Here is a 21,669-nt window from a genome sequence, read left to right on the forward strand (position 1 = left end):
CCCAAGGGGTCTGGTCGCAGTGATAACGAACGAGTGTGAACGCACTCAGAGAACCGGATACGCAGCCGCAAGCCAAGAGGCTTGCTGGAAAGAGACGATCACAAAACACGTCACCGACGCATCAGCATGATATGCATTACCCGTTACGCCTGACGACCATAGCACGCGTGAACCACCTGATCCCTTGCCCAACTCAGCAGTGAAACCGCTTAGCGTCGATGTTAGTGTGGGGTCTCCCCATGCGAGAGTAGGTCATCGTCAGGCACTTATACCGCAAAGAACCCAGCCATCCGGCTGGGTTTTTTGTTGTGCCGAAGAAAGTTGTGCCGAAGAAAACTGCCTAAAAAATCGAGCGAAATAAAAACCCAGCCATATGGCTGGGTTTTTGCGTTTAAGTGTTCAGGGAGCTAGATAAGCCATTAACCGCAGAGCGACTCTAGGGCTTCAATGAAGCTATCCATTTCATCGTCGGAGCCGATGGAGATACGCGGGAAGTTGTTGAGTAATTCGGTATTGAAGTGTCGTACCAAAATGCCTCGCTCACGAAGGCCAGCAAACAGCTGCGCACCGGCAAAGTCAGGGTGCTGAGCCAGCAGGAAGTTGGCTTTTGAGGGCAGTACCTCAAAGCCCAGCCCTTCCAGCCGTTGGCGGGTTCGCTCACGGGTAGTAATGACGTTGTCCCGGCAGGCGTTGAAGTGCTGGGTATCTTTCACTGCCTCAATACCGACCACACTGGCTAGGCTATCGACCGGGCAGGCGTTAAACGAATCCTTTACCCGCTGTAAGCCTTCGATTAGCTCAGGGGACCCAATTGCGTAGCCCAGACGTAAACCCGCCAAGCTGCGTGATTTGGAGAACGTGCCGGTGACCAGCAAGTTTGGGTAGCGCTCAATCAGCGCTACCACGCTTTCGGCGCCAAAATCGACATAAGCTTCGTCGACCAACACTACGCGATCTGTCACACGTGTCGGCAGTGCTTCGATGCTTTCAAGAGAGTGAGCATGGCCAGTAGGCGCATTAGGGTTGGCAAAAATAACGCCGCTGCGTTCAGAAGTGCTGGCAAGCGCCTCTAGGTCGACTTCCCACTTCTCATTGAGCGGGTGCTTGCGTAGCTCAACGCCATACAGCTTGGCATACACAGGGTAGAAGCTATAAGTAATGGAGGGCACATCCAGTGGAGCGCCCTGGCAGAAGAACGCTTGGAACGCGAACGCCAGTACTTCGTCAGAACCATTGCCAACAAAGGTTTCTGCTACGCTTACACCATACGTGTCTGCCAAGGTTTCACGCAGGGCCAAGGACGTCGGATCAGGATAGAGACGCAAATGATCAACTGCATAGTTGCGTAGTGCCTCGCTGACACCAGGGGCAGGTGGGTACGGGTTCTCGTTTGTATTGAGTTTGATAACGCGTTCGCGGGGCTGCTCGCCTGGCACGTAAGGGGTAAGCTCCCTAACGGCGGGGCTCCAATATTGGCTCATAAGGGTAACCTGATTATCCTAGCGGTAATGGCACCATGGTCGCCTGATGGCCGCTAGAGCGCAAGCATTCCCATGCAAGCTAGGTGAGAACTTACTTTTACGTCAGAGGGGGGGGGCGTCGCACCTTGTAGCGGTTATGCTGTCATAAGCGCGCGAAAGAAATGTATGTCCAACACGATAAGGAGACACCCAATGCAATTCAGGAGTTTGCTAGCCGGTTCGGCTATGTTGGCACTGTTGGCGGGCTGCGCAGCTGGCCCAACGGATCAGCGCGAAGATGCAGGCATGACCGCATCACAGGCTAACTACCAAGGCACTCTGCCTTGCCGTAACTGTGACGGCATTGACCTGGATGTAACGTTGGTGGGAGAAGAGATGAGCGCCCCGGAAGAGCGGACGTTCACGCTGGATGCGACTTACCGTAATCACCCCCAGACTCCGCCGGATGAAAACTATGCCGGTAACTGGGAAGTGCTGACCGGTACGCCCTCTGACCCCGATGCCACGGTATATGAGCTAACGCCGAACGGCGACGGCCAAATCTACTACTTCCAGCGTATTGATGAACGTACCCTGGAGCTAATCGACCCTGAGCGCCGCCGTTTCGAAAATGGCGAGATGCTGCAGTTACAGCGTCAGTAATCCAATACGCGACGCTCAAAGGCGGCCACTGGCCGCCTTTTGCATTTCTGCCCACTATATCAACGTGGCGCGATAGACAGGAGCAACAAGGCGGTGGCAAAAGCAAAAAGTGCCTTTGTCTGTACTGAATGTGGTGCAGAGTATCGTAAATGGCAGGGCCAGTGTACGAGCTGCCAAGAGTGGAACACGCTAACGGAGGTCAAGCTGGCAAGCGCTCGGCCCGGTAGCGGCACCACTACCGGGCGCACCGGGTACGCAGGCGATCTATCACGAGATGTAGTCGACCTCAGTAATGTCGATTTAAGCGAGGTGCCAAGGCTTAGCTCCACCTTTGCAGAGTTTGACCGCGTGCTAGGCGGCGGCTTGGTGCCGGGCTCCGCCGTTTTGTTGGGTGGCAACCCAGGGGCTGGTAAATCGACGCTGCTGCTGCAAACCGCCTGCAAGCTGGCCCAGCAGCGGCGTATTCTCTACGTCACGGGGGAGGAGTCGCTTTCCCAGGTGGCTATGCGCGCCCACCGCCTGCAGCTACCCACTAACGGGCTGAAGATGCTAGCGGAAACCAGCGTAGAGACGATCCTCGCGGTGGCCGAGCGGGAGAAACCGGAAATACTGGTGATTGATTCCATCCAAACCATGCACTTGGAAGATATCAGCTCTGCCCCTGGCGGCGTTGCCCAGGTACGCGAATCCGCTGCTGCGCTTACCCGCTTTGCCAAGCAGACTAATACCGTGCTGTTGCTGGTGGGTCACGTCACCAAGGATGGCACCCTTGCGGGCCCCAAAGTGCTAGAGCATATGATTGACGCCTCGCTGCTGCTGGAAGGCGGTGCCGACTCCCGCTTTCGGACGCTGCGTGGGCAGAAGAACCGCTTTGGCGCGGTCAATGAGTTGGGCGTGTTCGCCATGCTGGAGCAGGGGCTGAAAGAGGTAAAAAACCCCAGCGCGATATTTCTTTCGCGTCAAGAGGAGCAAGCGCCGGGCAGTCTCGTCATGGTGGTGTGGGAAGGTACGCGACCCATACTGGTAGAGGTCCAAGCGCTGGTAGACGAGTCGGCACTAGTTAACCCGCGCCGCGTTGCCGTGGGGGTAGATCAAAACCGCCTCGCCATGCTATTAGCCGTTCTTAACCGTCACGGCGGACTGTTTACCGGCGATCCAGGATGTATTTCTTAACGTGGTGGGCGGTGTCAAAGTGCTGGAAACCAGCGCCGACCTCGCCGTGCTGCTGGCGGTGGTTTCCAGTCTGCAGAACCGGGCTCTGCCCAAAGAGCTGGTCGTGTTTGGCGAAGTGGGCCTATCTGGCGAGATACGCCCGGTACCCAGCGGCCAAGAGCGTATTGCAGAAGCCGCCAAACACGGCTTTTTACGCGCCATCGTGCCCCGTGCCAATGCGCCCAAGCAGGCGCCGAAAGGAATGGAGGTAATTCCCGTGGATAAATTGAGCGATGCTCTGGAAGCGCTGTAACCTCAGCTATGCTTATCATAAGGGCAGCTAAAGCCAAGTCCACGTTCAAAAAAGGAGAGGGATGATGAGTTCGATTCGATTAACCCAATATAGCCACGGAGCGGGCTGCGGCTGCAAAATCGCCCCGGACGTACTCGATGGCATTCTCGCCAAGGCCGGACCGGCAGCCGGGCATCAGCGGCTGATCGTGGGCAACCAGGGGCGTGAAGACGCCGCCGTATACGATCTCGGCGACGGTCGCGGCATGATTGCCACCACCGACTTTTTCATGCCCATTGTCGATGACCCTTTTGATTTTGGCCGTATTGCCGCGACCAACGCCATTAGCGATGTGTACGCCATGGGTGGCACACCGGTCATGGCACTGGGCATTTTAGGCTGGCCGCTGGATAAGCTGGGCCCAGAAATCGCTGGCGATGTAGTGGCGGGTGCCCAGGCCGTTTGCCGCGAACTGGGCATTGCCCTGGCCGGCGGTCACTCCATTGATGCCCCTGAGCCGATGTTTGGTTTAGCAGTGAACGGGCTGGTCGATCTTGAGCACTTAAAACTCAACAGCCAAGCTAAGCCCGGCGACCTGCTGTTTCTCACTAAACCGTTGGGCGTCGGGCTATTAACCACAGCGGAAAAGCGCGGCTTGCTAGAAGCCGGGCATCATGGCCTAGCCCGTGAAACCATGCTCAAACCCAACACCATTGGTATCGCGCTCTCCAAAGTGAAGGGCGTCAACGCCATGACGGATGTTACCGGCTTTGGTTTGGCAGGGCATCTCACCGAAATGTGCAGTGCCAGCGGTTTGATGGCGCAGATTGATTTCCGCCGTCTGCCCCGGTTAGCTGAAGCGGAAGGCTATCGCCGCCAAGGTGCCGTGCCCGGCGGCACCGTACGCAATCGCGACGCCCTGGGTAGCGCGCTGCCCGTCATGGATGAAGCCCACTGGCAGTGGCTCTGCGACCCGCAAACTTCTGGCGGGCTGCTGATTAGCGTAGACCCCGCATGGGAAGATGACGTTGAGCGTATTGGTCGTGAGTACGGCCTAACGTTGGAGCCGTTCGGTACCCTAAAAGCACCCCAGGGAGACGCTAAAATCGAGGTTATTGGATGACCCTGCCGACCACGCCTGCGTCCCTTGAGGTGATTGCGTCAAACACGCCGCTGATTGATGTACGCGCCCCGGTAGAGTTTGCCCAAGGCAGCCTGCCGGGGGCGGTCAACCTACCGCTGATGGTGGATGAAGAGCGCCACCAGGTAGGCATTGCCTACAAGCAGCAGGGCCAGCAAGCCGCCATCGCGCTGGGTGAGCGGCTGGTCAGCGGTGAAGTAAAGCAAGCGCGTGTCGCCGCTTGGCAGGCCTACTTAGCCCAGCACCCGGATGCGATTATCTACTGCTTTCGCGGCGGTCTGCGCTCGCAAATTGCCCAGCAGTGGCTTGTCGATGCAGGGCTTCATCGCCCACGCATTGAAGGCGGCTGGAAAGCGCTACGCCAGCAGCTCTGCCAACGGATTGACGAAGCCGCGCAGCAGCCTATGCTGGTGGTGGCAGGGCTCACCGGCTGCGCTAAGACGAAGCTGATTAACCAACTGCCCAACGGCATTGATTTGGAAGCCTGCGCCAATCATAAAGGTTCTGCTTTTGGGCGGCAGCCCGACGAACCCACCACCCAAATCGATTTTGAGCACGCGCTGGGCCAGCGTTTGATTGGGCAGCCGGGTAAGCTTGTGTTGGAAGATGAGTCCCGACAGATTGGCAATGCCAATCTTCCGCTCGATTTTTGGCATGCCCTACAGCAAGCGCCGCGTATTCGTATCGAAATGCCGCTAGATTGGCGGCTAGATCAGCTACGCCGCGACTATATCGAAGCGCTAGAGCAGGGTTACGCCGCTCGCTTTGGCCCAGAGGAAGGGTGGCAGCGCATGCAGCGTCAACTGGCGAGCGCGTTAGAACGGCTGGCAAAACGCCTGGGCAATGCCCGGCTACAGCGTTTGCAACGTATGCAGGCCATGGCTTTCCGTGCCCATGCCGCCGGGGATATCCAAGCCCATGAGGCGTGGCTTGCCCCGCTGCTGACCGAATATTACGACCCGCTCTACCGCTACCACTTGGAGAAACAGCAGGGAAACCGGCCCACAGAACTTCATATAGGCGATTGGGAAAGCTGTCTCGCCGCTGCCAAACAGTGGAGTGCTTAGCGGCGGCAGGTGGTGGGGGGTTAAGTGCGTTTCAGCCACTGGGTCATGACGCGATCTAACAGCGGTGGCCAAGCGCTGAAAGCGCGTGGGGTCTTCCAGAATCTGCTCATCGGTTTGCACAAAACGCCCGCTGGAAGGGCTTTTCGCCGTGGGCCGCTCGTTGGCGTTCAGCAGCGGTGCTACGCTGGCCTGGGTCGTTTCAAAGTGGCATAGCAGGCCCACCACACGGCCTGCGTCCCAGCTAAACCCTTGCAGCGGGGACGCGGCACTGCCGCCTAATGGTAGCGCGCCATCGGGTAGGCTAAACACCAGGCGGTGCCACATAAAGGCCTCAAACTGCTCGGGTAGGTCGAAGGTGCTTTCCGGGGCTAGGGTGACGGTATGCCAGCCGGTTTCGGGGTAGGTGCCAGGGGCGACGACCGCCTCAAGCGCTTCCGCGATCCATAGCGCCCCTAGGCCAATGCCCAGAATAGGTTTTTGGCCGTCCAAGTAGCGATTGATCAGTTTGCGCTCCGCTTTATGCCAAGCGGGCGGTTCGCTAAACAGGGCTTCGGGGCCATCTAGCACGATGAGCGCATCGCACTCCCCAGGGCGAGGCGTGAGTTCGCCCGCGTAGAGGTGAAAAACGGTGTAACTATGGCCCATACTCTCAAGCCAGTCGGTCAGACGGGCGGGACCATGGTCAGGGCCGTGCTGTAGCAGATGAATATGCATGGTAATCTCCTCGCCGGCCGAGCACATCAAACGCCGCGGGGTCGCCCGCTGCGTGGGTGCGACGATAACGCATCGCGTTCATTTCACCAACTCAGTTTCACAAACATAGTGACCCAGGAAATCAGCATGGTGGCTAAACCCCAAGGATTTTATCAGCGGCTTCAACTGCTGCCGCTCCACGCCCAGCAAGCATTTATGGCAGCGCTGTGCGAGCGGCTGTTACCCAACTACGCCCTTTATGAGCAAACCAGCGGCCATGGCGATGGGCACACCCTGCGCACTGTGCTGAATCTTGTATGGGAGCCCCTTAGCGTCCCCACCGCCAGCATCGACTTTGCCCGCCAAGCGGAAAAGCTGGCCGAGTGCGAGCCGCCGGAGGGCGATGAGAGTTTCGGCGCACGTCGGGCGCTGGATGCGGTCGTGTCGATCTCTGCGCTACTCGATACGCTGCAAGGCGAATCCCCCGAAGCTGTGCTGGATGTCAGCCGCACCTCGCGGGCTGGCGTTCGGGCGTTCATCGAACTCACCGAAGGGGAAGTGGACGCTCAAGCATTGGCGCTGATCATTCGCGACCATCCGCTGATGGAAGACGAAAACGACTTCCAAGATGCGGTGCTGGAAGCGGTCAGCGGGTCGATCAATAAAACAACACTCAAAGAGATTCGCACGCTTGGGCGCAATAACGGCATTAGTAATTTGGGGCTAACACTGGATGAGGAAGCCGGGGCAGAGTTAACTGCCCCAGCCTAGAACGTCGCGCGGCTTATAAACGCATTTCGATGCCGCGTTCGGCCATATAGCGTTTTGCTTCTGGAATGGTGTACTCGCCAAAGTGGAAGATACTCGCAGCCAGTACCGCATCGGCACCGCCTTTGAGCACGCCATCGACCAAGTGGTCTAAATTGCCGACGCCGCCGGAAGCAATCACCGGCACGCTAACCGCTTCGGAAATAGCGTGGGTGACGCCCAGATCAAAGCCAATCTTGGTGCCGTCACGATCCATGCTGGTTAGCAGCAGCTCGCCTGCGCCATACTCGACCATCTTCTTGGCCCACCCCACCGCAACCAGGCCGGTGGGGCGACGGCCGCCGTGGGTGAAAATCTCCCAGCGGTCAGGCTCGCCCTCTTTAGACACTTTTTTGGCGTCAATCGCCACCACAATGCACTGGCTGCCAAAACGCTCGGCGGCTTCACGCACAAACTCAGGGTTGGTAACCGCAGCGGTGTTGATCGAGACCTTATCCGCCCCAGCGTTCAGCATGGTGCGGATATCGTCGCAGGTCCGCATGCCGCCGCCGACGGTTAAGGGAATAAACACCTCGCCTGCAATCCGCTCGACCATATCCACCGTGGTGGCGCGGTCTTCGTGGCTCGCGGTGATATAGAGAAAGGTGATCTCGTCGGCACCCTGCTGGTTATAGCGCTGGGCGATCTCTACCGGGTCGCCCGCATCACGAATACCCACAAAGTTGACGCCTTTCACTACGCGCCCGGCATCCACATCCAGGCAGGGGATAATGCGTTTGGCTAAGCTCATTCGCTACCTTCACTCAACTGATCGCTTAAGCGCTGGGCTTCAGCGACATCCAGGCTGCCTTCGTAAATCGCCCGTCCGGTAATTGCGCCCAAAATGCCGCTATCGGCGACATCGCACAGGGCACGAATATCATCCAGATTGGGTTACGCCGCCGGAGGCGATCACCGGCAGGCCGCCTTCGCGGGCCAGTGCGGCGGTGGCTTCCACATTGACACCCTGCATCATGCCGTCGCGGGCAATATCGGTGTACACAATGCTGGAAACGCCGTCGTTGGCGAAGCGCTTGGCAAGCTCGGGAGCTTTGACGGTGGAGACTTCTGCCCAGCCATCGGTGGCCACATAGCCATCTTTGGCATCCAGGCCAACAATAATGTGGCCAGGGAAGGCGCGGCACATTTCACCCACAAACTCAGGCTCTTTGACCGCTTTGGGACCGATGATCACGTAAGAAACACCGGCGCTGAGGTAGTGTTCAATAGTCTCTGCCGGGCGGATGCCACCGCCAATTTGAATCGGCAGGTTAGGGTAGGCGCGGGCAATGGCGGTGACTGCTTCACCCTTCACCGGTTTGCCTTCAAAGGCGCCGTTCAAATCCACCAAGTGCAAGCGGCGCGCACCGGCTTCTACCCAGCGCGCGGCCATGGCCACCGGGTCGTCGCCATAGGAGGTCGCGTCGTCCATGCGGCCCTGCTTTAAGCGCACACACTGGCCGTCTTTGAGATCAATCGCGGGAATTACCAACATAGTGAAACCTCTCAGGGCGTCCAGGTGACAAAATTTTCCAGCAGGCGCAGGCCCGCACGGGAGCTTTTTTCCGGGTGGAACTGCACGGCAAAGGTGGCGTCGCGGCCAATCGCCACGTGAGCGCTCACACTGCCGTACTGGGTGGTGCCGAATACCTGGGCATCGTCGGCGGCATTCACGTAATAGCTGTGCACGAAATAGAAGTGCTCATTATTATCGATGCCTGCCCAGAGCGGGTGGTCGTGGTGTTGATTCACCAGGTTCCAACCCATGTGCGGTACTTTCAGGCGCTGCTCTTGGGCATCGCGCATATTGGCCGGGAAGCGGTCTACGCTGCCTTGGAAAAACCCCAAACAGTCCACGCCGCCATTCTCTTCGCTGCGCTCCATTAGCATCTGTTGGCCCACACAAATGCCCAGCAGCGGTTTGGCTTGGCGGGTCAAAATATCATCCACCAGCCCGCGCAGTTCGGTACGCTCAAGCTCGCCCACGCAGTCACGAATGGCGCCCTGGCCGGGCAGCACTAGGCGGGTAGCGCCCAGAATACGCCGTGGGTCGCGGGTGATGATCACATTCTCATGAGTGACGTGCTCAAGCGCTTTAGCCACAGAGTGTAGGTTGCCCATTCCATAATCGATTACCGCAATGGTCATGAAGCGCTCCTTAAGGTCGTGGGCGATAGATTCGTAGGCGAGAGGCGTGCCGCTACGCCGCTAACCGCAACGATCGGCATTATAAACTGCCTTTGGTAGAGGGCATTTGCCCAGCCATGCGCGGGTCTTCCGCAACGGCCATACGCAGTGCGCGGCCAAAGGCTTTGAAAATGGTTTCGGCCTGATGGTGAGCATTGAAGCCTTTTACGTTGTCGATATGCAGCGTCACTCGAGCATGGTTCACAAAGCCTTGGAAAAATTCCCAGAACAGCTGCGTATCCATACTGCCAATGGTATCGCGGGTGAACTCGACATTCATATAAAGGCCGGGGCGGCCGGAGAAATCAATCACTACCCGAGAGAGCGCCTCATCCAGCGGCACATAAGCGTGGCCGTAGCGGTAGATGCCGCGCTTATCGCCAATGGCCTCGTTGAATGCCTGACCCAGGGTGATGCCCAAATCTTCAACGGTGTGGTGGTCGTCGATATGCAGGTCGCCTTTGGCATGAATATCGAGATCTACCATCCCATGCCGAGCCACTTGATCCAGCATGTGGTCTAGAAACGGAACGCCAGTTTCACAGTTCAAGCGGCCTTCGCCGTCAAGGTTGACGCTGACCGTAATCTGCGTTTCGTTGGTGTCACGGCTTACCGTGGCAATACGCGCTGACATGTTGCATCTCCTGCGCCGGGGCGCACTCTGAGGAATAATCGGCGGGCGGCAACTGCGGCCAAAACAACCATTATAGAGAATCGGCGCCCCCATCCGCTACAATGCGGGGAATGTCGCCGCTGTTTGCGGCGCTAACATAGCAGCCTAGCTGCGTTGGCAACGAGGATTTCACCATGCCGGTGACACTGCAATATGTCGACCAGGCCCGTTGGGAAGCAGAAGAGCAGGTGCGCATCGACTTAGTGCGCATATATGAAGACGCGCCCCAAGAGCGCATGCCCACTCCCACGGTTTTGCCATTTATCGAACAGCATTTAAAGGAACAGCAATTTTTTGCCTGTGCCCACTTCAATGACCGCCTGTTAGGCGCGGTGGCGGTGCAAGAAGCCGGCGACCGAGCCTGGTGGCTGTCTGAGCTATGCGTGCGTAAAACTACGCGTCGTCGCGGTGTCGGCTCACGGCTGATGGCGCTGGTGGGCGAGCAAGCCAAGCAAGATGGCCGCGTACTGCGTAATGCTACCACCACGCTGCCGCTGGCAGACCGAGTACTGCTATCGAAATTAGGCTTTCGAGCCGTTGCTGAGGCCTCGTCTTCTGCCCCGGACCTGCCGACGACCAGTGATTTTGTTGAGCTAGACCCACAAGGAAAAGGGTAATGAAACAGCTATTACGTATTTTGCTGGCCGCCATAGGCATTTTAGCCATTGTGGCAGTGGCCGCCGTGGTGTACGTCACCACCTTTTTAGACCCAGAAGACTTCAAACCACGCTTAACCGCTGTGGAAGAGGAGCAAACCGGCCTGAACTTAGCTCGGGAAGGCCCGATTACCTGGTCGTTTTACCCTCGTATTGGTGTCAGCGTTGAGCAGGCGCGCGCCTGGCTGCCCGATCAAGCACAAGATGAAACCGCCTTCGCCGCCATTAACCGTGCTGAAGTGAGCGTTGCCTTTGCCCCGCTGCTGCGCGGAGAGATTGCCGTGGATGGCCTGACGCTGGATGGCATGCGCCTCAATTTGGAGAAGAACGCTGAAGGCGAGGGCAACTGGCAGCCGCTGTTGGAGCGACTCTCTGAGCACAACAACGAATCCGCTGAAACCGTGCTGGCTCCAGCAAGTGCTGGCCCCAATGCCGATGCAGGCAGCCTCTCGGTGGTATTAAGCATCGCCAGCGTCGAAGTAAAAAATACTGATATTCGTTACCGCGATGAGCAGAATCAAGCGCTCTGGCGGGTTAAGCCGCTGAATATTTCAGGCACCAATGTGAATCCGGTACGCTCCTTCCCGCTAAAAGCCATGTTCACGCTTACTAAGCATGACCGGCTGGATGCCGAAGAGCTTGAGCGCGCGCCAAACATGACCAGCGAAGTAAATCTTGAAACACGCCTGCGGCTTGGCCTAGAAGATATGAACAGATCATCTTTGAAAACACCCAGCTAACCACGCATACCCGTCAGGGCGAAGCCAGCGAACCGCAGCAGCTCAGCTTAAAAGCGGCTGAAATTGTTGCCCGTTTAGCTGAGCAACAACTAAGCGTTACCGAAGGCGTGCTGGAAGCTGGGCTGCGCCACCCAGAAAACTGGCAAGGCAGCCTAGCGATTGCCCTGGCGTTTGGCCTGGAAACCGACTTTGCCGCCCAAACCGCGCAGCTTAAAGAGGTTCAGCTCACCGGGCCAGATGGTCTGCGCGTGAGCGGCCACTTGAATGTCGAGCAACTGCTGGACGCACCGCAGTACAGCGGGCAACTGACCGCTGCGCCGTTTACGCTGCGGCCTTGGATTTCCCGCACGGGCGTGAAGCTCAATACTGCCAGCGAAGCCGCACTTAGCGATGTCGCGCTCACCAGCCCCGTAGAAGGCAGCTTGGAGCGTATCTCCCTGCCGCGCCTCTCGCTGGTGGTGGATGACAGCACCTTTACCGGCGATATTGCCGCCGCGCTGGATGGTACCCAGCTCTCCTTCAACCTAGAAGGCGATACGCTCAATCTGGATCACTACCTGCCTGGCCCCGAAACCGCGCAGCAAGCCAGCCGTGGCCTGCTGCGTAAAGCCTTTGCTCAAACCAGCGGAACGCTGCTGCCCCAGGCATGGTTAAGTACGCTCACCCTTCAGGGCGATTTGAGCGTCGACCAACTGCTACTGGCTGGGCTGACTTTTGACGATACCCAGCTGGCGCTGCGCGGTGAAAACGGCAACCACCGCCTCACTGCCTTTGAGTCCCGTTTCTACGAAGGGGAATTGAGCGCCACCGGCCAGCTGGATGCCACTGGTAATGTACTGGAGTGGCAGCTCTCGCCCAGCATTAGCAATGTGCAGGTCGCGCCGTTAATCGAAACCTTCAGCGAAGAAGAGGCCCCGCTGCGCGGACGCTTCAATCTAGACGGCGCGCTGACTACCCAAGGCAACCGCCGGATGTGCTCACCAGCAACCTCAACGGCGAATTAACCGCGCGGCTCAACGATGGCGCGATTCTACGCACCAACATCTCCCGAGAGATGTGTGAGCTGGTCGCTCAGCTAGAAGGCCAGCAGGTAGAGCGAGAATGGCACCCGGACACCCGCTTTGAGCGTTTTGAAGCCACCTTCCAGGTGCGCAACGGCGTGGTTGAAAGTGACGACTTGCTGATTACGCTACCGGGTATCAACGTGCAAGGGGAGGGCGACTTCAACCTCAATAGCCTCAACTTCACGACTCAAGCGAACGCACGGCTAGTGGATACCGCTGACGCCGCCTGCCAAGTCAACCCACGGCTTCAGCAGCTGCCGCTGCCGGTAAGCTGTGAAGGCCATGTAGGGGACGATAAAGCCCAGTGGTGCCGCTTCGACCGCACCGCCTTCCAAGCCTCGGTAGTAGAGCTACTGCGTGACGAAGCCGGAAGCCGGGTAGAAGAGGAACTGGAGGAGCGGCTTGGCGAATCCATGGACCGTATTGATGAGCGTCTGGGTGAAGGCGCAGGCCAAGAGCTGCGCGAAGGTATTCGCCGCCTGTTCAACTAATCGCAACCTGCATTGACGAACAACCTGCGTTAACGCAACACAATCTGCACGCGCCGGCCTTACCGCCGGCGCTTTTTTTCATGGCGAGTGCTTTAAGGAATAACGATGGCCGATATGCCCACGCCGTGCCTACCGGCGGAAGAGTTTCAACACCGGCTGCTTACCTGGTTCGACCAGTATGGCCGCCACGACTTGCCCTGGCAGTCGCCCCGCAGCGCCTACCGCGTGTGGGTCTCTGAAATTATGCTGCAGCAAACCCAGGTCACCACGGTGATTCCCTACTTCGAGCGCTTTATGGCCCGCTTCCCGACGCTGGAAGCCCTGGCCACCGCGCCGCAAGATGACGTGCTGCACCACTGGACGGGCCTGGGCTACTACGCCCGCGCCCGCAACTTGCATAAAGCTGCTCAGGTGGCGATGGAAGCGCACGGCGGCGAGCTGCCCACCGACAGCGTAGAAACGCTGATGGCGCTGCCCGGCATTGGTCGCTCCACCGCTGGCGCGATTATCGCCCAAAGCACCGGCCGGCAGGCCGCTATTCTGGATGGCAATGTAAAGCGCTCGCTCACCCGCCTGCACGCGGTGGCAGGCTGGCCGGGCAAACCGGCGGTAGAACGCTCGCTTTGGGCGCTGGCCGAATACTTTACGCCCACCACGCGGCTGGCGGATTACACCCAGGCCATGATGGATTTCGGCGCGACGCTGTGTAAGCGCAGCAAACCCGACTGCCCGATATGCCCGTTCAGTGACGTATGCCGCGCCTACGCCCAAGGCGAGCCGCAGCGCTATCCGGAATCCAAACCCAAAAAAGCCACCCCCACCCGCGAAACCATTATGCTGATGCTGCGCGACCCACAAGGACGCGTGTGGCTAGAGCAGCGGCCACCTAGCGGCCTATGGGGCGGTTTATGGAGCCTGCCGCAGTTTGAACGCCACAGCGAACTCAACGACTGGCTGGAAGACAACACCAAAGCCCCCGAGCGCCAAGCTGCGCTGCCCAGCTTCACCCATACCTTCAGCCACTTTAAGCTGGTGATTACGCCGCAGCCTGTTACCTGCGAACGAATCAGCGGCGTTCGCGAAAGCGGCGTATGGTATGACGTTAATCATCCGCCTGCGCTAGGCTTAGCGGCACCGGTCAAATCGCTGTTAAGCCAGCTGGCACCGTTTACCCTAGACCCAACCCCAGGGCCTTCTTACTAACATCACAGGCTGACAGCCACCTACACACAACGTACTCAATAGGAGCACGCCATGAGCAACACGGTATTCTGCCGCAAGTATCAACAAGAGCTACCCGCGCTGCCGTTCCCGCCACTGCCGGGTAAGCAGGGCCAAGAGATTCAGGCCACGGTATCTAAAAAAGCGTGGGAAGAGTGGCAGGCGCTGCAAACCCGCCTGATCAATGAGAAGCACCTCAACATGCTGGAGCCAGAAGCACGCGCCTATCTGATGGATCAGATGCAGCGCTTTCTAGATAACGAAACCACCGACCAAGCAGAAGGGTACGTGCCGCCCAGCCAGGCATAAACCTAGAAACGCAGCGCAAAGCCACGAATGGCGTGGCCTTTGCCGCTTTTGGTTCAACGCCTGATGTGCCCTAAGCACGTGACTAGAAAGAAAGTTTCACAAAGGTGTTGACGAAAAGAGGAGCTTTTGGTTTTAATACGCACCGTTGGCAAGGGCCAGATAGCTCAGTTGGTAGAGCAGGGGATTGAAAATCCCCGTGTCGGCGGTTCGATTCCGTCTCTGGCCACCACAACGTTGGGGTATCGCCAAGTGGTAAGGCACCGGTTTTTGGTATCGGCATGCCCAGGTTCGAATCCTGGTACCCCAGCCATTGCCAACAAGATTTCTTGTTGATTGGCTAGTCTAACGGCAACCCAATCAAGTTCTCAAGAAAATGCGAAGCGCCGACATAGCTCAGTTGGTAGAGCAACTGACTTGTAATCAGTAGGTCCCGGGTTCGACTCCTGGTGTCGGCACCACTTAAGTGGTTGATAAGAAAAGCATTTGAGACAGTGATTAAGCCGCCTTTCGAGGCGGCTTTTTCGTATGTGTCTACAAAGTGTCCACAGTGTGGACGTAGGCAGTGCTTACATTATGCCGTGGTGGATAGCGGATTAGCTTTATGGATTCCTCCAGGTGATCCGGTGCAAAGTGTGCGTAGCGCATGGTCATGGTGATCGACTGATGACCAAGTATTTGCTGCAGCACCAGGATGTTTCCCCCGTTCATCATAAAGTGACTCGCGAACGTGTGACGAAGTACGTGGGTTAGCTGTCCTTCCGGTAGTTCTATCTTCAGTTCCTTATATACCTCTATCCCCCTCTGACAGCGAGCAAGGCGTGTGGGGTGTGCACAAAATAAAATATAGGGAGCTATAGAAAACTATGACAAGCGCGGCTTGTAATAAGGAGTGATTAATAATCCCATTTCACCAGCCACGTCTCAACGGATAGCGAGCACGCGTCTTAACTCGACTATTACGAAGCTCCAGAGCCGTTTGATGCTGATTTCTGTACGGCACTACAATGCGCGGGAAGGCAGGAGCGTTTGCGGATAGGGCAGCCGCAGGACGAGATGACACTGGCGGCGCTGAAATAATCGTAAGGTTGTTGGTATTCACCGTTTCAGAGTTGCCGCCCGCGCAGGGGGAGTCCTGAAAAGTGGTGTGGCCGTTGGCAACACATTTATAAATCTCAGCCTGTGCAGTCAATGGCAGCAGTACCAACAGAGCAATCAGCGCGGGTGTTTTCATCGTCCATGAACCCTAAGCGAATATCGGTAACAGAATGTTACCAAGAATCGTTAGGTGTGGGTACCCCGTTGTGGAAATGACGCCTATGAGTGATGGGGCTTATAAACCTCTGTTAAGCCGCTAAGCGGTATCCTTGAGCAGCAGCGTTTTATACGCTTCCTTACCTTACTTTATGATCTGCTAATAAAGATGCACTGCTTCCAACACCGCTAGCGGTTCTCCGTGGGCGTTAGTTAACTCAAGGCGGCTACCGCTAATCTCCCAATGTCTGGTTTGCTGAAGTGCATTCAACATGGCCTGCTCGCTGCGCATTTGTGCAGTGGGGCAGGCCATTTTCGTGGTGGCGATGGAGTGGAAGGAGAGCTGCTGGCCAGTGTGTTGGTAACGGCCGTTGAGCGTGTTGCAGCCAGTGGAGCCTGCCAAGCGGGTGCGTTCTACGTGCAGCACTATATGCGCTTCGCGAATATTGTCTGCGGCTACCACGGGGTTGTCATCTACGGCCAGCAGTTTCCAGTAGGTATTGGTGAGCGATTCATCCGGTGCTGTGTTGGCGTGCTTGGCCTCCAGGTTTTGGCAGCCGCTTAGCCATAGGCAGAGGGTGGCGGTGATTGCGAAGGGGATGCGCATGGCGGCAGCCTTTTACTTGGACGGTGGTGTTTAAAAGAAGTGTGTTGGTAATAGATGGGGTTAGTCAATTATTTTATCTTTCGTTATCAAATAACCGATGAAAAGTTATTTGATGCATATCTGTTGGAGTCATTATAAAAATTAAAGATGCTCATTTGCGTTTCTGTTCGCTTGATAAGAGAGTGAGGTTGGCTAATCTCAAGTTACTGGAGTGACACGCCGAGTACGAGTAAATGAGTTGGTTTTGCCGAATTCATGAAAAGGAGATTTATCATGACGAACAAGCGCAACGATAATGGAATGAGTCGCGAAGAGGCAGGACAGAAAGGTGGTGAAAAAACCGCCAAAACCCACGATAAAGAGTTTTACGAAGATATTGGCCAAAAAGGCGGCGAAAAAAGCGGTGGTAACTTTGCCAACGACCCTGAGCGCGCCTCGGAAGCTGGTAAGAAAGGTGGCGAAAATAGCCACAGTGGCGGTGGTAATAACCGCTGACGAGCGCGCTTTTAACTGTTCCTGATTTACACGTTCAAGAGTGCCTTTAGCCGCTAAGGCTAAAGGCACAAGGAGCCAAGGATGAGTCGTCCTGTGAACGATAAGAACTTTGATATGGTGAGTACGCTATATCATGCCTCTCAAGGTATTCAGCTAAGCTCGCAGTTTTCTCAAGATGCTAAAGAGAACTCCGATCAAGATGCTCAGGCATTTTTTGATCGTGTGTCTGAGCATTACGAGGAAATTGCTGATGAAGCACGGAAGCTGCTAAAGCAGAAGCTTTAAGTTCGTTGCCAGGGAGCGCTCTCCCTGGCAATTACGTTAGGAGAATAGCGCAATGTTCCACCACTCTGGAAAATTACAGTATCCCGTTAAGGTCGATAAACCCAATCCTGAATTTGCCATGCTGCTGCAACAAGCGATTGGCGGTATTGAAGGCGAAATTCGGGTAGCCATGCAGTACTTCTTTCAAGCGATGGGCGCACGCGGCGATGACCGTATCCGCGACATGTTGATGTCCACCGCGACAGAAGAGCTGTCCCATATTGAAATGCTGGGTCATGCGGTTGCCCTCAACCTGGAAGGCGCGCCGGTCTCCTACCAAGAGGCCACGGCACAAGACCCGGTAATGAATGCCATTCTGGGCGGTGCTAACCCGCGCCACCTGCTCTCATCGGGCCTTTCGGCCATGCCGGTGAATGCTAACGGCGTGCCCTTTGATATGAGCCACGTGTATGCCACGGGCAATATCGCCGCCGATATGCTGGCTAACGTAACGGCGGAAGCCGGTGGTCGCGTGCTGGCATCGCGCCTGTATAACTGGACCGATGACCACGGCATGAAGGATTTCCTCTCCTTCTTGATTGCTCGCGATACCTACCACCAGCAGCAGTGGCTGGCGGTGATTGAAGAGCTGGGCGGCTTTGAGAAGCAACTGCCGATTCCCAACGCCACGCCGGAAGATAACGAGGCGATGCAGCACTCTTACTACTATCTCAACACACTGTTGGATAAAGAGGCGCCGAAAGGCCGCTGGTCGGAAGGCCCCTCGCTGGATGGTCGAAGCCAGTACAGCGTGCGCAACCAGCCCGCGCCCGAGGGCCAAGAGCCGAGCCTGGGCGGTGCAAAAGAGAAGTCCGGGGCGCAGAAAGAGCAGATCGACCCTAAAAAGTAAGCATTATTTGTTATCCACGCCGCTGATGAACAAGGAGAGCGCACGATGGAAGCCAAGTATCTGGAAGATTGGTTACGCGATGCCCATGCTATGGAAAAGCAGGCGGAAGAGATGTTGAAAGCGCAGGCGAAGCGGATCGAACACTATCCAGCCCTGCGCGCGCGCATTGACCAGCACTTGCATGAAACCGAGCACCAGGCGGAAAAGCTGGAGCGGGTGATGAATGAGCTGGGGATTGATACCTCTGCCATGAAGGATATGGGCGGCAAGCTCACCGCCTTCGGGCAATCGGTTGGCGGTATGATGGCAGGCGATGAAGTGGTGAAAGGCGGTATTGCCAGTTACGCCTTCGAATGTTTTGAAATTGCCAACTATAAGGCGTTGATTGCCGCTGCAGGGCAGGCCAACCAGCCAGAGGTGGTGCGCGTATGCCGCGAGATCCTGCAGGAAGAGCAGGCCATGGCCGATTGGCTCGACCAGCACCTGGACGAAACCACGCGCACCTTCCTTACCCGCGCCGATGACAACGACGTGCAGGCCAAGAAGTAACGCAGATTGAGTAAGAAGTAACGCAAAGCGAGATGGCTAGTCACGCCCTTTTCCCCGGCAGCCCAGGCCGGGGTTTTTTGTGCCTATAAAAACCGCCCCAAGCGGTGTAGCAAAAAGCGGTGTAGCAACGTGGGACGGCAGTGAGTGTCGCTAAAAGCGGCGACTGCTAGAGGTGGTCACGAGGGATTTTTGACGACCAGTTTTTTGAAAATACCCGATACGCCTGTTCGTAGGCGTCTAACTGGGCGTGAACAAGAAAGTGGCTCTCGGTGCAGGTGAGTACCGTACGGGTATACACCTCAGTATCCCAGTCATCTCGTTTAAAGTGGCTCTCGGTGATGGTTTCTCCGCGGGCAGAGGTGAAGTCATCCGTGACCGTGCTGTAGTACTCCCGCGCGCTGCGGTGAATTTCCGTGCCCGTATCGTTGATACGAAAGCACCCCTGGTTGTTAATCACTTCCAAGGTGGACTTTTTGGTGGCCAAGTCACGGTGCAACAACCAATTATGCTGACTGGGAGCAAGCGTAGTGATCGCCAGCGGTGGGGCCGCTTCGGGTGGTTCAAAGGCAAAGGTATTATCATCATCGGCTGCCGTGCGCACGGGTAGGTGGAGCGTGCAGTTGTCGAGGGTGATATCCACCTGTGCAGGCGCGGGTGAGAGCCATGCCAATGGCCAGTACGAGGTAGAGATCGAAATGCGTAGCTGATGCCCCTCTGGAAAACGCTGGGCAATCCCGTTCATAGGGATTTGCACTCGATACTGCTTGCCGGGTACTAACTCGCTAGGCTGTTCGTCGCTATCCCGGTGAGTTAGGTTCAGCAGCCCATAGGTGACGCGGGTGGCTTTTCCATCCGGCGCAACGTCGGAAAGGCGCACCGCCAGCATGGCTTGGGGCTGGTCGCAAGAGAGCGTTAGCGACAGAGTGGTAACGCCCATAATATCCAGCGGTGCTTCCAGCGGCGGGCTGCTAAAGACTAGCGAGCCGCCATCCTCTTCCCGCTGGTCGCCGGGGAGGTCGGGTGTGGCAGCGTAGGAGCACCACTTACCCGCTGCCATCCCCACGCTAATGGGCGATTGCAGGCCGAGCGTGGGCGGTGTGTGTGTCTCCGGTAACGGCTCAACGGTTAAACGGTTGGGTTGTAGGTAGTAGCACTGCTCGCGAATCCGCGGCGAGGGCCACTGATGTTCACTTAGCCAGCGCCCAGGGCGGTCGGCGTAGCTGTTATCTGGGGGCACGCTATCCTGCTGCCAGGCCCGCAGCATCGGCTCATCCATAATGCCGTTCTCTTTGCCTTTCAGCCAGTAATCCCACCAGCGCAGGGCTTCTTGTAGAAAACCAATGGCGGGGCCTGGAATCCCTTGGTGGGGGTATTTATGCCCCCACGGGCCAATCAGCCCCTTCCGAGGCACCTCTAAATGTTCCATCAGCCGAAACACGGTGTTGGTAAACCCGTCGGCCCAGCCGCCAATGGCGTAAACGGGGCACTGAATAGCGGTATAGTGCTCACCGACCGAGCTGGTGGACCAGTACGCATCCCGGCGCTGGTGGCGCAGCCACTGGTCAATCCATAGCCCGCTGTGCTCCATGCGCTCAAACCACATCTCCCGCCAGCGTTCGCCTACCATGGCCGGGTCAGGTGGAAGCGCATTAAAAGCAAACATCACGGTCGCTTCCGAGAGGTTGTCTCCCAGTAGGCAGCCGCCCATGTAGTGCATATTGTCGGCGTAAAGGTCATCGCTGGAGCACAGGCTGATCACGGCTTTGAGGGCAGGCGGCTGTTTGGCCGCCACCTGCAGGCTATTAAAGCCGCCCCATGAAATACCCATCATGCCAACGTTGCCATTGCACCAGGGCTGTTCGGCCAGCCAAGCGATAGCATCGACGGCGTCTAACTGCTCTTGCTGGGTGTACTCATCGGTGAGCACGCCGTCGGAGTCACCGCTGCCGCGCATATCAACCCGCACGCAGGCGTAGCCGTGGCCCGCTAGGTAGGGGTGGTTGCTGGCATCGCGGCCCCGCGTTACATCACGTTTGCGGTAGAGGGGATGTACTCCATAATGGCGGGAAAAGGCGTGGAGTCAGGCGTATCGGGTAGCCACACCCGAGCCGCCAGCTGCTTTCCATCGCGCATAGAGATAAACACGTTTTCGATCTCGCGGACGGGGTAAGGGAAGTCGTGAACGATCTCCATGTAGGCCTCCTTAAGAATCGACAGTCTCAATAGAATCGATAGGCTCAATGTCAAAATTCAGGAAATCCAGGCAGAACTGGTAGTTTTGCTCTATCTCCTCATGGGTGTTGCCGGTGACGTAGAGCGTGCCCAGGCGGTAGCAGAAGCTGTCCTGGTGCATCAAGTGGCTAAGCTGCTGGCCGGGCGCTACATCAATGACCACGTCGGTATGCGGCAGCCGCTGTTTGAGCGCGTCAATCTCTTCCTGGCTGGGAATACGCTTTACCACGCCGTCTTGGTGGGCAAACGGAATGAAGCACTTGGCTGCCATCGCGGCGACGCCCTGGCGGTTGAGTAGCGAGGGCCGCTGGCCAAGGGCGATATCAACGGCAATCTCGTGGTTCGACATGCCATCCACCAGCACGAAAATCTCGCTATGGGATTGAGAAATGCGCGTGTTGACCTCAATCAGCCACAGTTTTTCCCGCGCCTCGTCCCACATAAACTCAACGTTAAAACAGCCGTTGTTGTAACCAATATGGGTCAGGAAGGTTTTGGCGGTTTCCACCATTTTATGGTGGACGTGTTCGGGGAGGTTGCTGGGGTACTCCAGGCGGTCAAACAGCGAGATGGAGTTCTCTGCTTTGGGCTGCGAAATAATGCCGTGAATATTAAATTCACCATTAAAGACAGAGCCTTCGGGCGCAGCTTGCACGCCGCTAATAATTTCTTCGGCAATACAGGCGTTGCCATCTAACTGGGCAATTTCTTCCGGTAACTCTATCCTGAATCCGTGAGACCGGCC

The 21,669-nt window shown here is 57.0% G+C and carries 21 protein-coding genes, 3 tRNA genes, 1 rRNA gene and 5 pseudogenes; 19 read left to right on the plus strand and 11 right to left on the minus strand.

Annotated elements, in window-relative coordinates; all coding sequences use genetic code 11:
* Window positions 1-148 precede the first annotated feature (148 nt).
* Window positions 149-264: ribosomal RNA gene (gene rrf, locus B4967_RS07375) — 5S ribosomal RNA — on the plus strand.
* Window positions 265-419: 155 nt separating this feature from the next.
* Here the strand turns inward: rrf and hisC are convergent.
* The gene (gene hisC / locus B4967_RS07380; RefSeq protein ID WP_083024465.1) at window positions 420-1,481 is read right to left on the minus strand and encodes a histidinol-phosphate transaminase; all 1,062 of its coding nucleotides are present in this window, start codon (window positions 1,479-1,481) and stop codon (window positions 420-422) included.
* Window positions 1,482-1,673: 192 nt separating this feature from the next.
* Here hisC and B4967_RS07385 point away from each other — a divergent pair, with 192 nt between their 5' ends.
* The 4 genes and pseudogenes from B4967_RS07385 to mnmH all read left to right on the plus strand — a co-directional run bounded on the left by B4967_RS07385 (window position 1,674) and on the right by mnmH (window position 5,775).
* Window positions 1,674-2,123, plus strand: coding sequence for a copper resistance protein NlpE N-terminal domain-containing protein (locus tag B4967_RS07385; RefSeq protein WP_044630451.1), 450 nt, complete (start codon window positions 1,674-1,676; stop codon window positions 2,121-2,123).
* 93 nt (window positions 2,124-2,216) lie between these two features.
* Window positions 2,217-3,588: pseudogene (gene radA / locus B4967_RS07390) on the plus strand (DNA repair protein RadA).
* Window positions 3,589-3,649: 61 nt separating this feature from the next.
* Window positions 3,650-4,690: a selenide, water dikinase SelD gene (gene selD, locus B4967_RS07395; RefSeq protein ID WP_392567179.1), complete on the plus strand. Its 1,041-nt coding sequence runs from the start codon at window positions 3,650-3,652 to the stop codon at window positions 4,688-4,690.
* On the plus strand, window positions 4,687-5,775 hold the full coding sequence (gene mnmH, locus B4967_RS07400; RefSeq protein ID WP_083024469.1) for a tRNA 2-selenouridine(34) synthase MnmH: 1,089 nt from the start codon (window positions 4,687-4,689) through the stop codon (window positions 5,773-5,775). The genes selD and mnmH overlap by 4 nt, the downstream gene beginning before the upstream one ends.
* A 20-nt stretch (window positions 5,776-5,795) precedes the next feature.
* Here the strand turns inward: mnmH and B4967_RS07405 are convergent.
* Window positions 5,796-6,489, minus strand: a pseudogene (locus tag B4967_RS07405) (type 1 glutamine amidotransferase).
* Window positions 6,490-6,615: 126 nt separating this feature from the next.
* Between B4967_RS07405 and B4967_RS07410 the strand changes: the two are divergent.
* Complete coding sequence (locus B4967_RS07410) at window positions 6,616-7,239, plus strand: YjaG family protein (protein ID WP_083024471.1); 624 nt, start codon at window positions 6,616-6,618, stop codon at window positions 7,237-7,239.
* A gap of 13 nt (window positions 7,240-7,252) precedes the next feature.
* On the opposite strand, the gene hisF is transcribed toward B4967_RS07410, so the two are convergent.
* The 4 genes and pseudogenes from hisF to hisB form a co-directional block, all read right to left on the minus strand.
* Window positions 7,253-8,026 (minus strand): imidazole glycerol phosphate synthase subunit HisF, encoded by a 774-nt coding sequence (gene hisF, locus B4967_RS07415; RefSeq protein WP_083024473.1) that lies wholly within the window; start codon window positions 8,024-8,026, stop codon window positions 7,253-7,255.
* A pseudogene (hisA, locus tag B4967_RS07420) lies at window positions 8,023-8,770 on the minus strand (1-(5-phosphoribosyl)-5-[(5-phosphoribosylamino)methylideneamino]imidazole-4-carboxamide isomerase). The gene hisF and the pseudogene hisA overlap by 4 nt, the downstream one beginning before the upstream one ends.
* Window positions 8,771-8,781: 11 nt before the next feature.
* Window positions 8,782-9,423 (minus strand): imidazole glycerol phosphate synthase subunit HisH, encoded by a 642-nt coding sequence (gene hisH, locus B4967_RS07425; RefSeq protein ID WP_083024475.1) that lies wholly within the window; start codon window positions 9,421-9,423, stop codon window positions 8,782-8,784.
* Between the two features lie 79 nt (window positions 9,424-9,502).
* Entirely contained in the window at window positions 9,503-10,096 is a 594-nt protein-coding gene (hisB, locus tag B4967_RS07430) for an imidazoleglycerol-phosphate dehydratase HisB (RefSeq protein WP_044630460.1), read from the minus strand.
* Window positions 10,097-10,269: 173 nt separating this feature from the next.
* Between hisB and B4967_RS07435 the strand changes: the two genes are divergently transcribed.
* The 9 genes from B4967_RS07435 to B4967_RS07465 all read left to right on the plus strand — a co-directional run bounded on the left by B4967_RS07435 (window position 10,270) and on the right by B4967_RS07465 (window position 15,074).
* On the plus strand, window positions 10,270-10,752 hold the full coding sequence (locus B4967_RS07435; protein ID WP_083024477.1) for an acetyl-CoA sensor PanZ family protein: 483 nt from the start codon (window positions 10,270-10,272) through the stop codon (window positions 10,750-10,752).
* Window positions 10,752-11,531 carry an AsmA family protein gene (locus tag B4967_RS20780; RefSeq protein WP_340638715.1) on the plus strand — a complete coding sequence of 260 codons (780 nt, stop codon included), beginning with the start codon at window positions 10,752-10,754 and terminating at the stop codon, window positions 11,529-11,531. The genes B4967_RS07435 and B4967_RS20780 overlap by 1 nt, the downstream gene beginning before the upstream one ends.
* Before the next feature lie 107 nt (window positions 11,532-11,638).
* The gene (locus tag B4967_RS20785) at window positions 11,639-12,535 is read left to right on the plus strand and encodes an AsmA family protein (RefSeq protein ID WP_340638716.1); all 897 of its coding nucleotides are present in this window, start codon (window positions 11,639-11,641) and stop codon (window positions 12,533-12,535) included.
* Entirely contained in the window at window positions 12,505-13,086 is a 582-nt protein-coding gene (locus B4967_RS20790; protein ID WP_340638717.1) for an AsmA-like C-terminal region-containing protein, read from the plus strand. Before B4967_RS20785 ends, B4967_RS20790 begins: the two co-directional genes overlap by 31 nt.
* A gap of 105 nt (window positions 13,087-13,191) precedes the next feature.
* Window positions 13,192-14,289, plus strand: coding sequence for an A/G-specific adenine glycosylase (gene mutY / locus B4967_RS07445; RefSeq protein WP_083024479.1), 1,098 nt, complete (start codon window positions 13,192-13,194; stop codon window positions 14,287-14,289).
* Window positions 14,290-14,340: 51 nt separating this feature from the next.
* On the plus strand, window positions 14,341-14,616 hold the full coding sequence (locus tag B4967_RS07450) for an oxidative damage protection protein (protein WP_062361802.1): 276 nt from the start codon (window positions 14,341-14,343) through the stop codon (window positions 14,614-14,616).
* A gap of 153 nt (window positions 14,617-14,769) precedes the next feature.
* Window positions 14,770-14,845, plus strand: a tRNA-Phe gene (locus B4967_RS07455).
* 6 nt (window positions 14,846-14,851) lie between these two features.
* Window positions 14,852-14,926, plus strand: a tRNA-Gln gene (locus B4967_RS07460).
* A 72-nt stretch (window positions 14,927-14,998) separates the two neighbouring features.
* Window positions 14,999-15,074, plus strand: a tRNA-Thr gene (locus B4967_RS07465).
* Between the two features lie 73 nt (window positions 15,075-15,147).
* Here B4967_RS07465 and B4967_RS07470 read toward each other — a convergent pair.
* The 3 genes and pseudogenes from B4967_RS07470 to B4967_RS07480 form a co-directional block, all read right to left on the minus strand.
* Window positions 15,148-15,390, minus strand: a pseudogene (locus B4967_RS07470) (tyrosine-type recombinase/integrase); the annotation flags it as partial.
* A 133-nt stretch (window positions 15,391-15,523) separates the two neighbouring features.
* Complete coding sequence (locus tag B4967_RS07475; protein ID WP_083024481.1) at window positions 15,524-15,847, minus strand: DUF4124 domain-containing protein; 324 nt, start codon at window positions 15,845-15,847, stop codon at window positions 15,524-15,526.
* A 180-nt stretch (window positions 15,848-16,027) separates the two neighbouring features.
* The gene (locus tag B4967_RS07480) at window positions 16,028-16,474 is read right to left on the minus strand and encodes an META domain-containing protein (RefSeq protein WP_083024482.1); all 447 of its coding nucleotides are present in this window, start codon (window positions 16,472-16,474) and stop codon (window positions 16,028-16,030) included.
* Window positions 16,475-16,747: 273 nt separating this feature from the next.
* Between B4967_RS07480 and B4967_RS07485 the strand changes: the two genes are divergently transcribed.
* The 4 genes from B4967_RS07485 (at window position 16,748) to B4967_RS07500 (ending at window position 18,692) form a co-directional block, all read left to right on the plus strand.
* Window positions 16,748-16,969 carry a con-10 family general stress protein gene (locus B4967_RS07485; protein WP_083024484.1) on the plus strand — a complete coding sequence of 74 codons (222 nt, stop codon included), beginning with the start codon at window positions 16,748-16,750 and terminating at the stop codon, window positions 16,967-16,969.
* 81 nt (window positions 16,970-17,050) lie between these two features.
* Entirely contained in the window at window positions 17,051-17,254 is a 204-nt protein-coding gene (locus B4967_RS07490) for a hypothetical protein (RefSeq protein ID WP_083024486.1), read from the plus strand.
* A gap of 52 nt (window positions 17,255-17,306) precedes the next feature.
* Window positions 17,307-18,143 (plus strand): manganese catalase family protein, encoded by an 837-nt coding sequence (locus tag B4967_RS07495; protein ID WP_083024487.1) that lies wholly within the window; start codon window positions 17,307-17,309, stop codon window positions 18,141-18,143.
* 45 nt (window positions 18,144-18,188) lie between these two features.
* On the plus strand, window positions 18,189-18,692 hold the full coding sequence (locus B4967_RS07500; RefSeq protein WP_083024489.1) for a ferritin-like domain-containing protein: 504 nt from the start codon (window positions 18,189-18,191) through the stop codon (window positions 18,690-18,692).
* A 166-nt stretch (window positions 18,693-18,858) separates the two neighbouring features.
* On the opposite strand, the pseudogene B4967_RS07505 reads toward B4967_RS07500, so the two are convergent.
* Together B4967_RS07505 and B4967_RS07510 are read right to left on the minus strand one after the other, a co-directional pair.
* A pseudogene (locus B4967_RS07505) lies at window positions 18,859-20,885 on the minus strand (CocE/NonD family hydrolase).
* 10 nt (window positions 20,886-20,895) lie between these two features.
* Window positions 20,896-21,669, minus strand: a 774-nt coding sequence (locus tag B4967_RS07510) for an ATP-binding protein (RefSeq protein WP_479694222.1), incomplete at its 5' end; no start/stop codon positions are given.

The sequence above is a fragment of the Vreelandella lionensis genome, from assembly GCF_002087295.1.
In the GTDB taxonomy this organism is placed as follows: domain Bacteria; phylum Pseudomonadota; class Gammaproteobacteria; order Pseudomonadales; family Halomonadaceae; genus Vreelandella; species Vreelandella lionensis.

Bases quoted from the DNA above. Each gene is read 5' to 3' on its own strand.
- hisC (WP_083024465.1), bottom strand. From the start codon at position 1,481: ATGAGCCAATATTGGAGCCCCGCCGTTAGGGAGCTTACCCCTTACGTG.
- B4967_RS07385 (WP_044630451.1), top strand. From the start codon at position 1,674: ATGCAATTCAGGAGTTTGCTAGCCGGTTCGGCTATGTTGGCACTGTTG.
- selD (WP_392567179.1), top strand. From the start codon at position 3,650: ATGATGAGTTCGATTCGATTAACCCAATATAGCCACGGAGCGGGCTGC.
- mnmH (WP_083024469.1), top strand. From the start codon at position 4,687: ATGACCCTGCCGACCACGCCTGCGTCCCTTGAGGTGATTGCGTCAAAC.
- B4967_RS07410 (WP_083024471.1), top strand. From the start codon at position 6,616: ATGGTGGCTAAACCCCAAGGATTTTATCAGCGGCTTCAACTGCTGCCG.
- hisF (WP_083024473.1), bottom strand. From the start codon at position 8,026: ATGAGCTTAGCCAAACGCATTATCCCCTGCCTGGATGTGGATGCCGGG.
- hisH (WP_083024475.1), bottom strand. From the start codon at position 9,423: ATGACCATTGCGGTAATCGATTATGGAATGGGCAACCTACACTCTGTG.
- hisB (WP_044630460.1), bottom strand. From the start codon at position 10,096: ATGTCAGCGCGTATTGCCACGGTAAGCCGTGACACCAACGAAACGCAG.
- B4967_RS07435 (WP_083024477.1), top strand. From the start codon at position 10,270: ATGCCGGTGACACTGCAATATGTCGACCAGGCCCGTTGGGAAGCAGAA.
- B4967_RS20780 (WP_340638715.1), top strand. From the start codon at position 10,752: ATGAAACAGCTATTACGTATTTTGCTGGCCGCCATAGGCATTTTAGCC.
- mutY (WP_083024479.1), top strand. From the start codon at position 13,192: ATGGCCGATATGCCCACGCCGTGCCTACCGGCGGAAGAGTTTCAACAC.
- B4967_RS07450 (WP_062361802.1), top strand. From the start codon at position 14,341: ATGAGCAACACGGTATTCTGCCGCAAGTATCAACAAGAGCTACCCGCG.
- B4967_RS07475 (WP_083024481.1), bottom strand. From the start codon at position 15,847: ATGAAAACACCCGCGCTGATTGCTCTGTTGGTACTGCTGCCATTGACT.
- B4967_RS07480 (WP_083024482.1), bottom strand. From the start codon at position 16,474: ATGCGCATCCCCTTCGCAATCACCGCCACCCTCTGCCTATGGCTAAGC.
- B4967_RS07485 (WP_083024484.1), top strand. From the start codon at position 16,748: ATGACGAACAAGCGCAACGATAATGGAATGAGTCGCGAAGAGGCAGGA.
- B4967_RS07490 (WP_083024486.1), top strand. From the start codon at position 17,051: ATGAGTCGTCCTGTGAACGATAAGAACTTTGATATGGTGAGTACGCTA.
- B4967_RS07495 (WP_083024487.1), top strand. From the start codon at position 17,307: ATGTTCCACCACTCTGGAAAATTACAGTATCCCGTTAAGGTCGATAAA.
- B4967_RS07500 (WP_083024489.1), top strand. From the start codon at position 18,189: ATGGAAGCCAAGTATCTGGAAGATTGGTTACGCGATGCCCATGCTATG.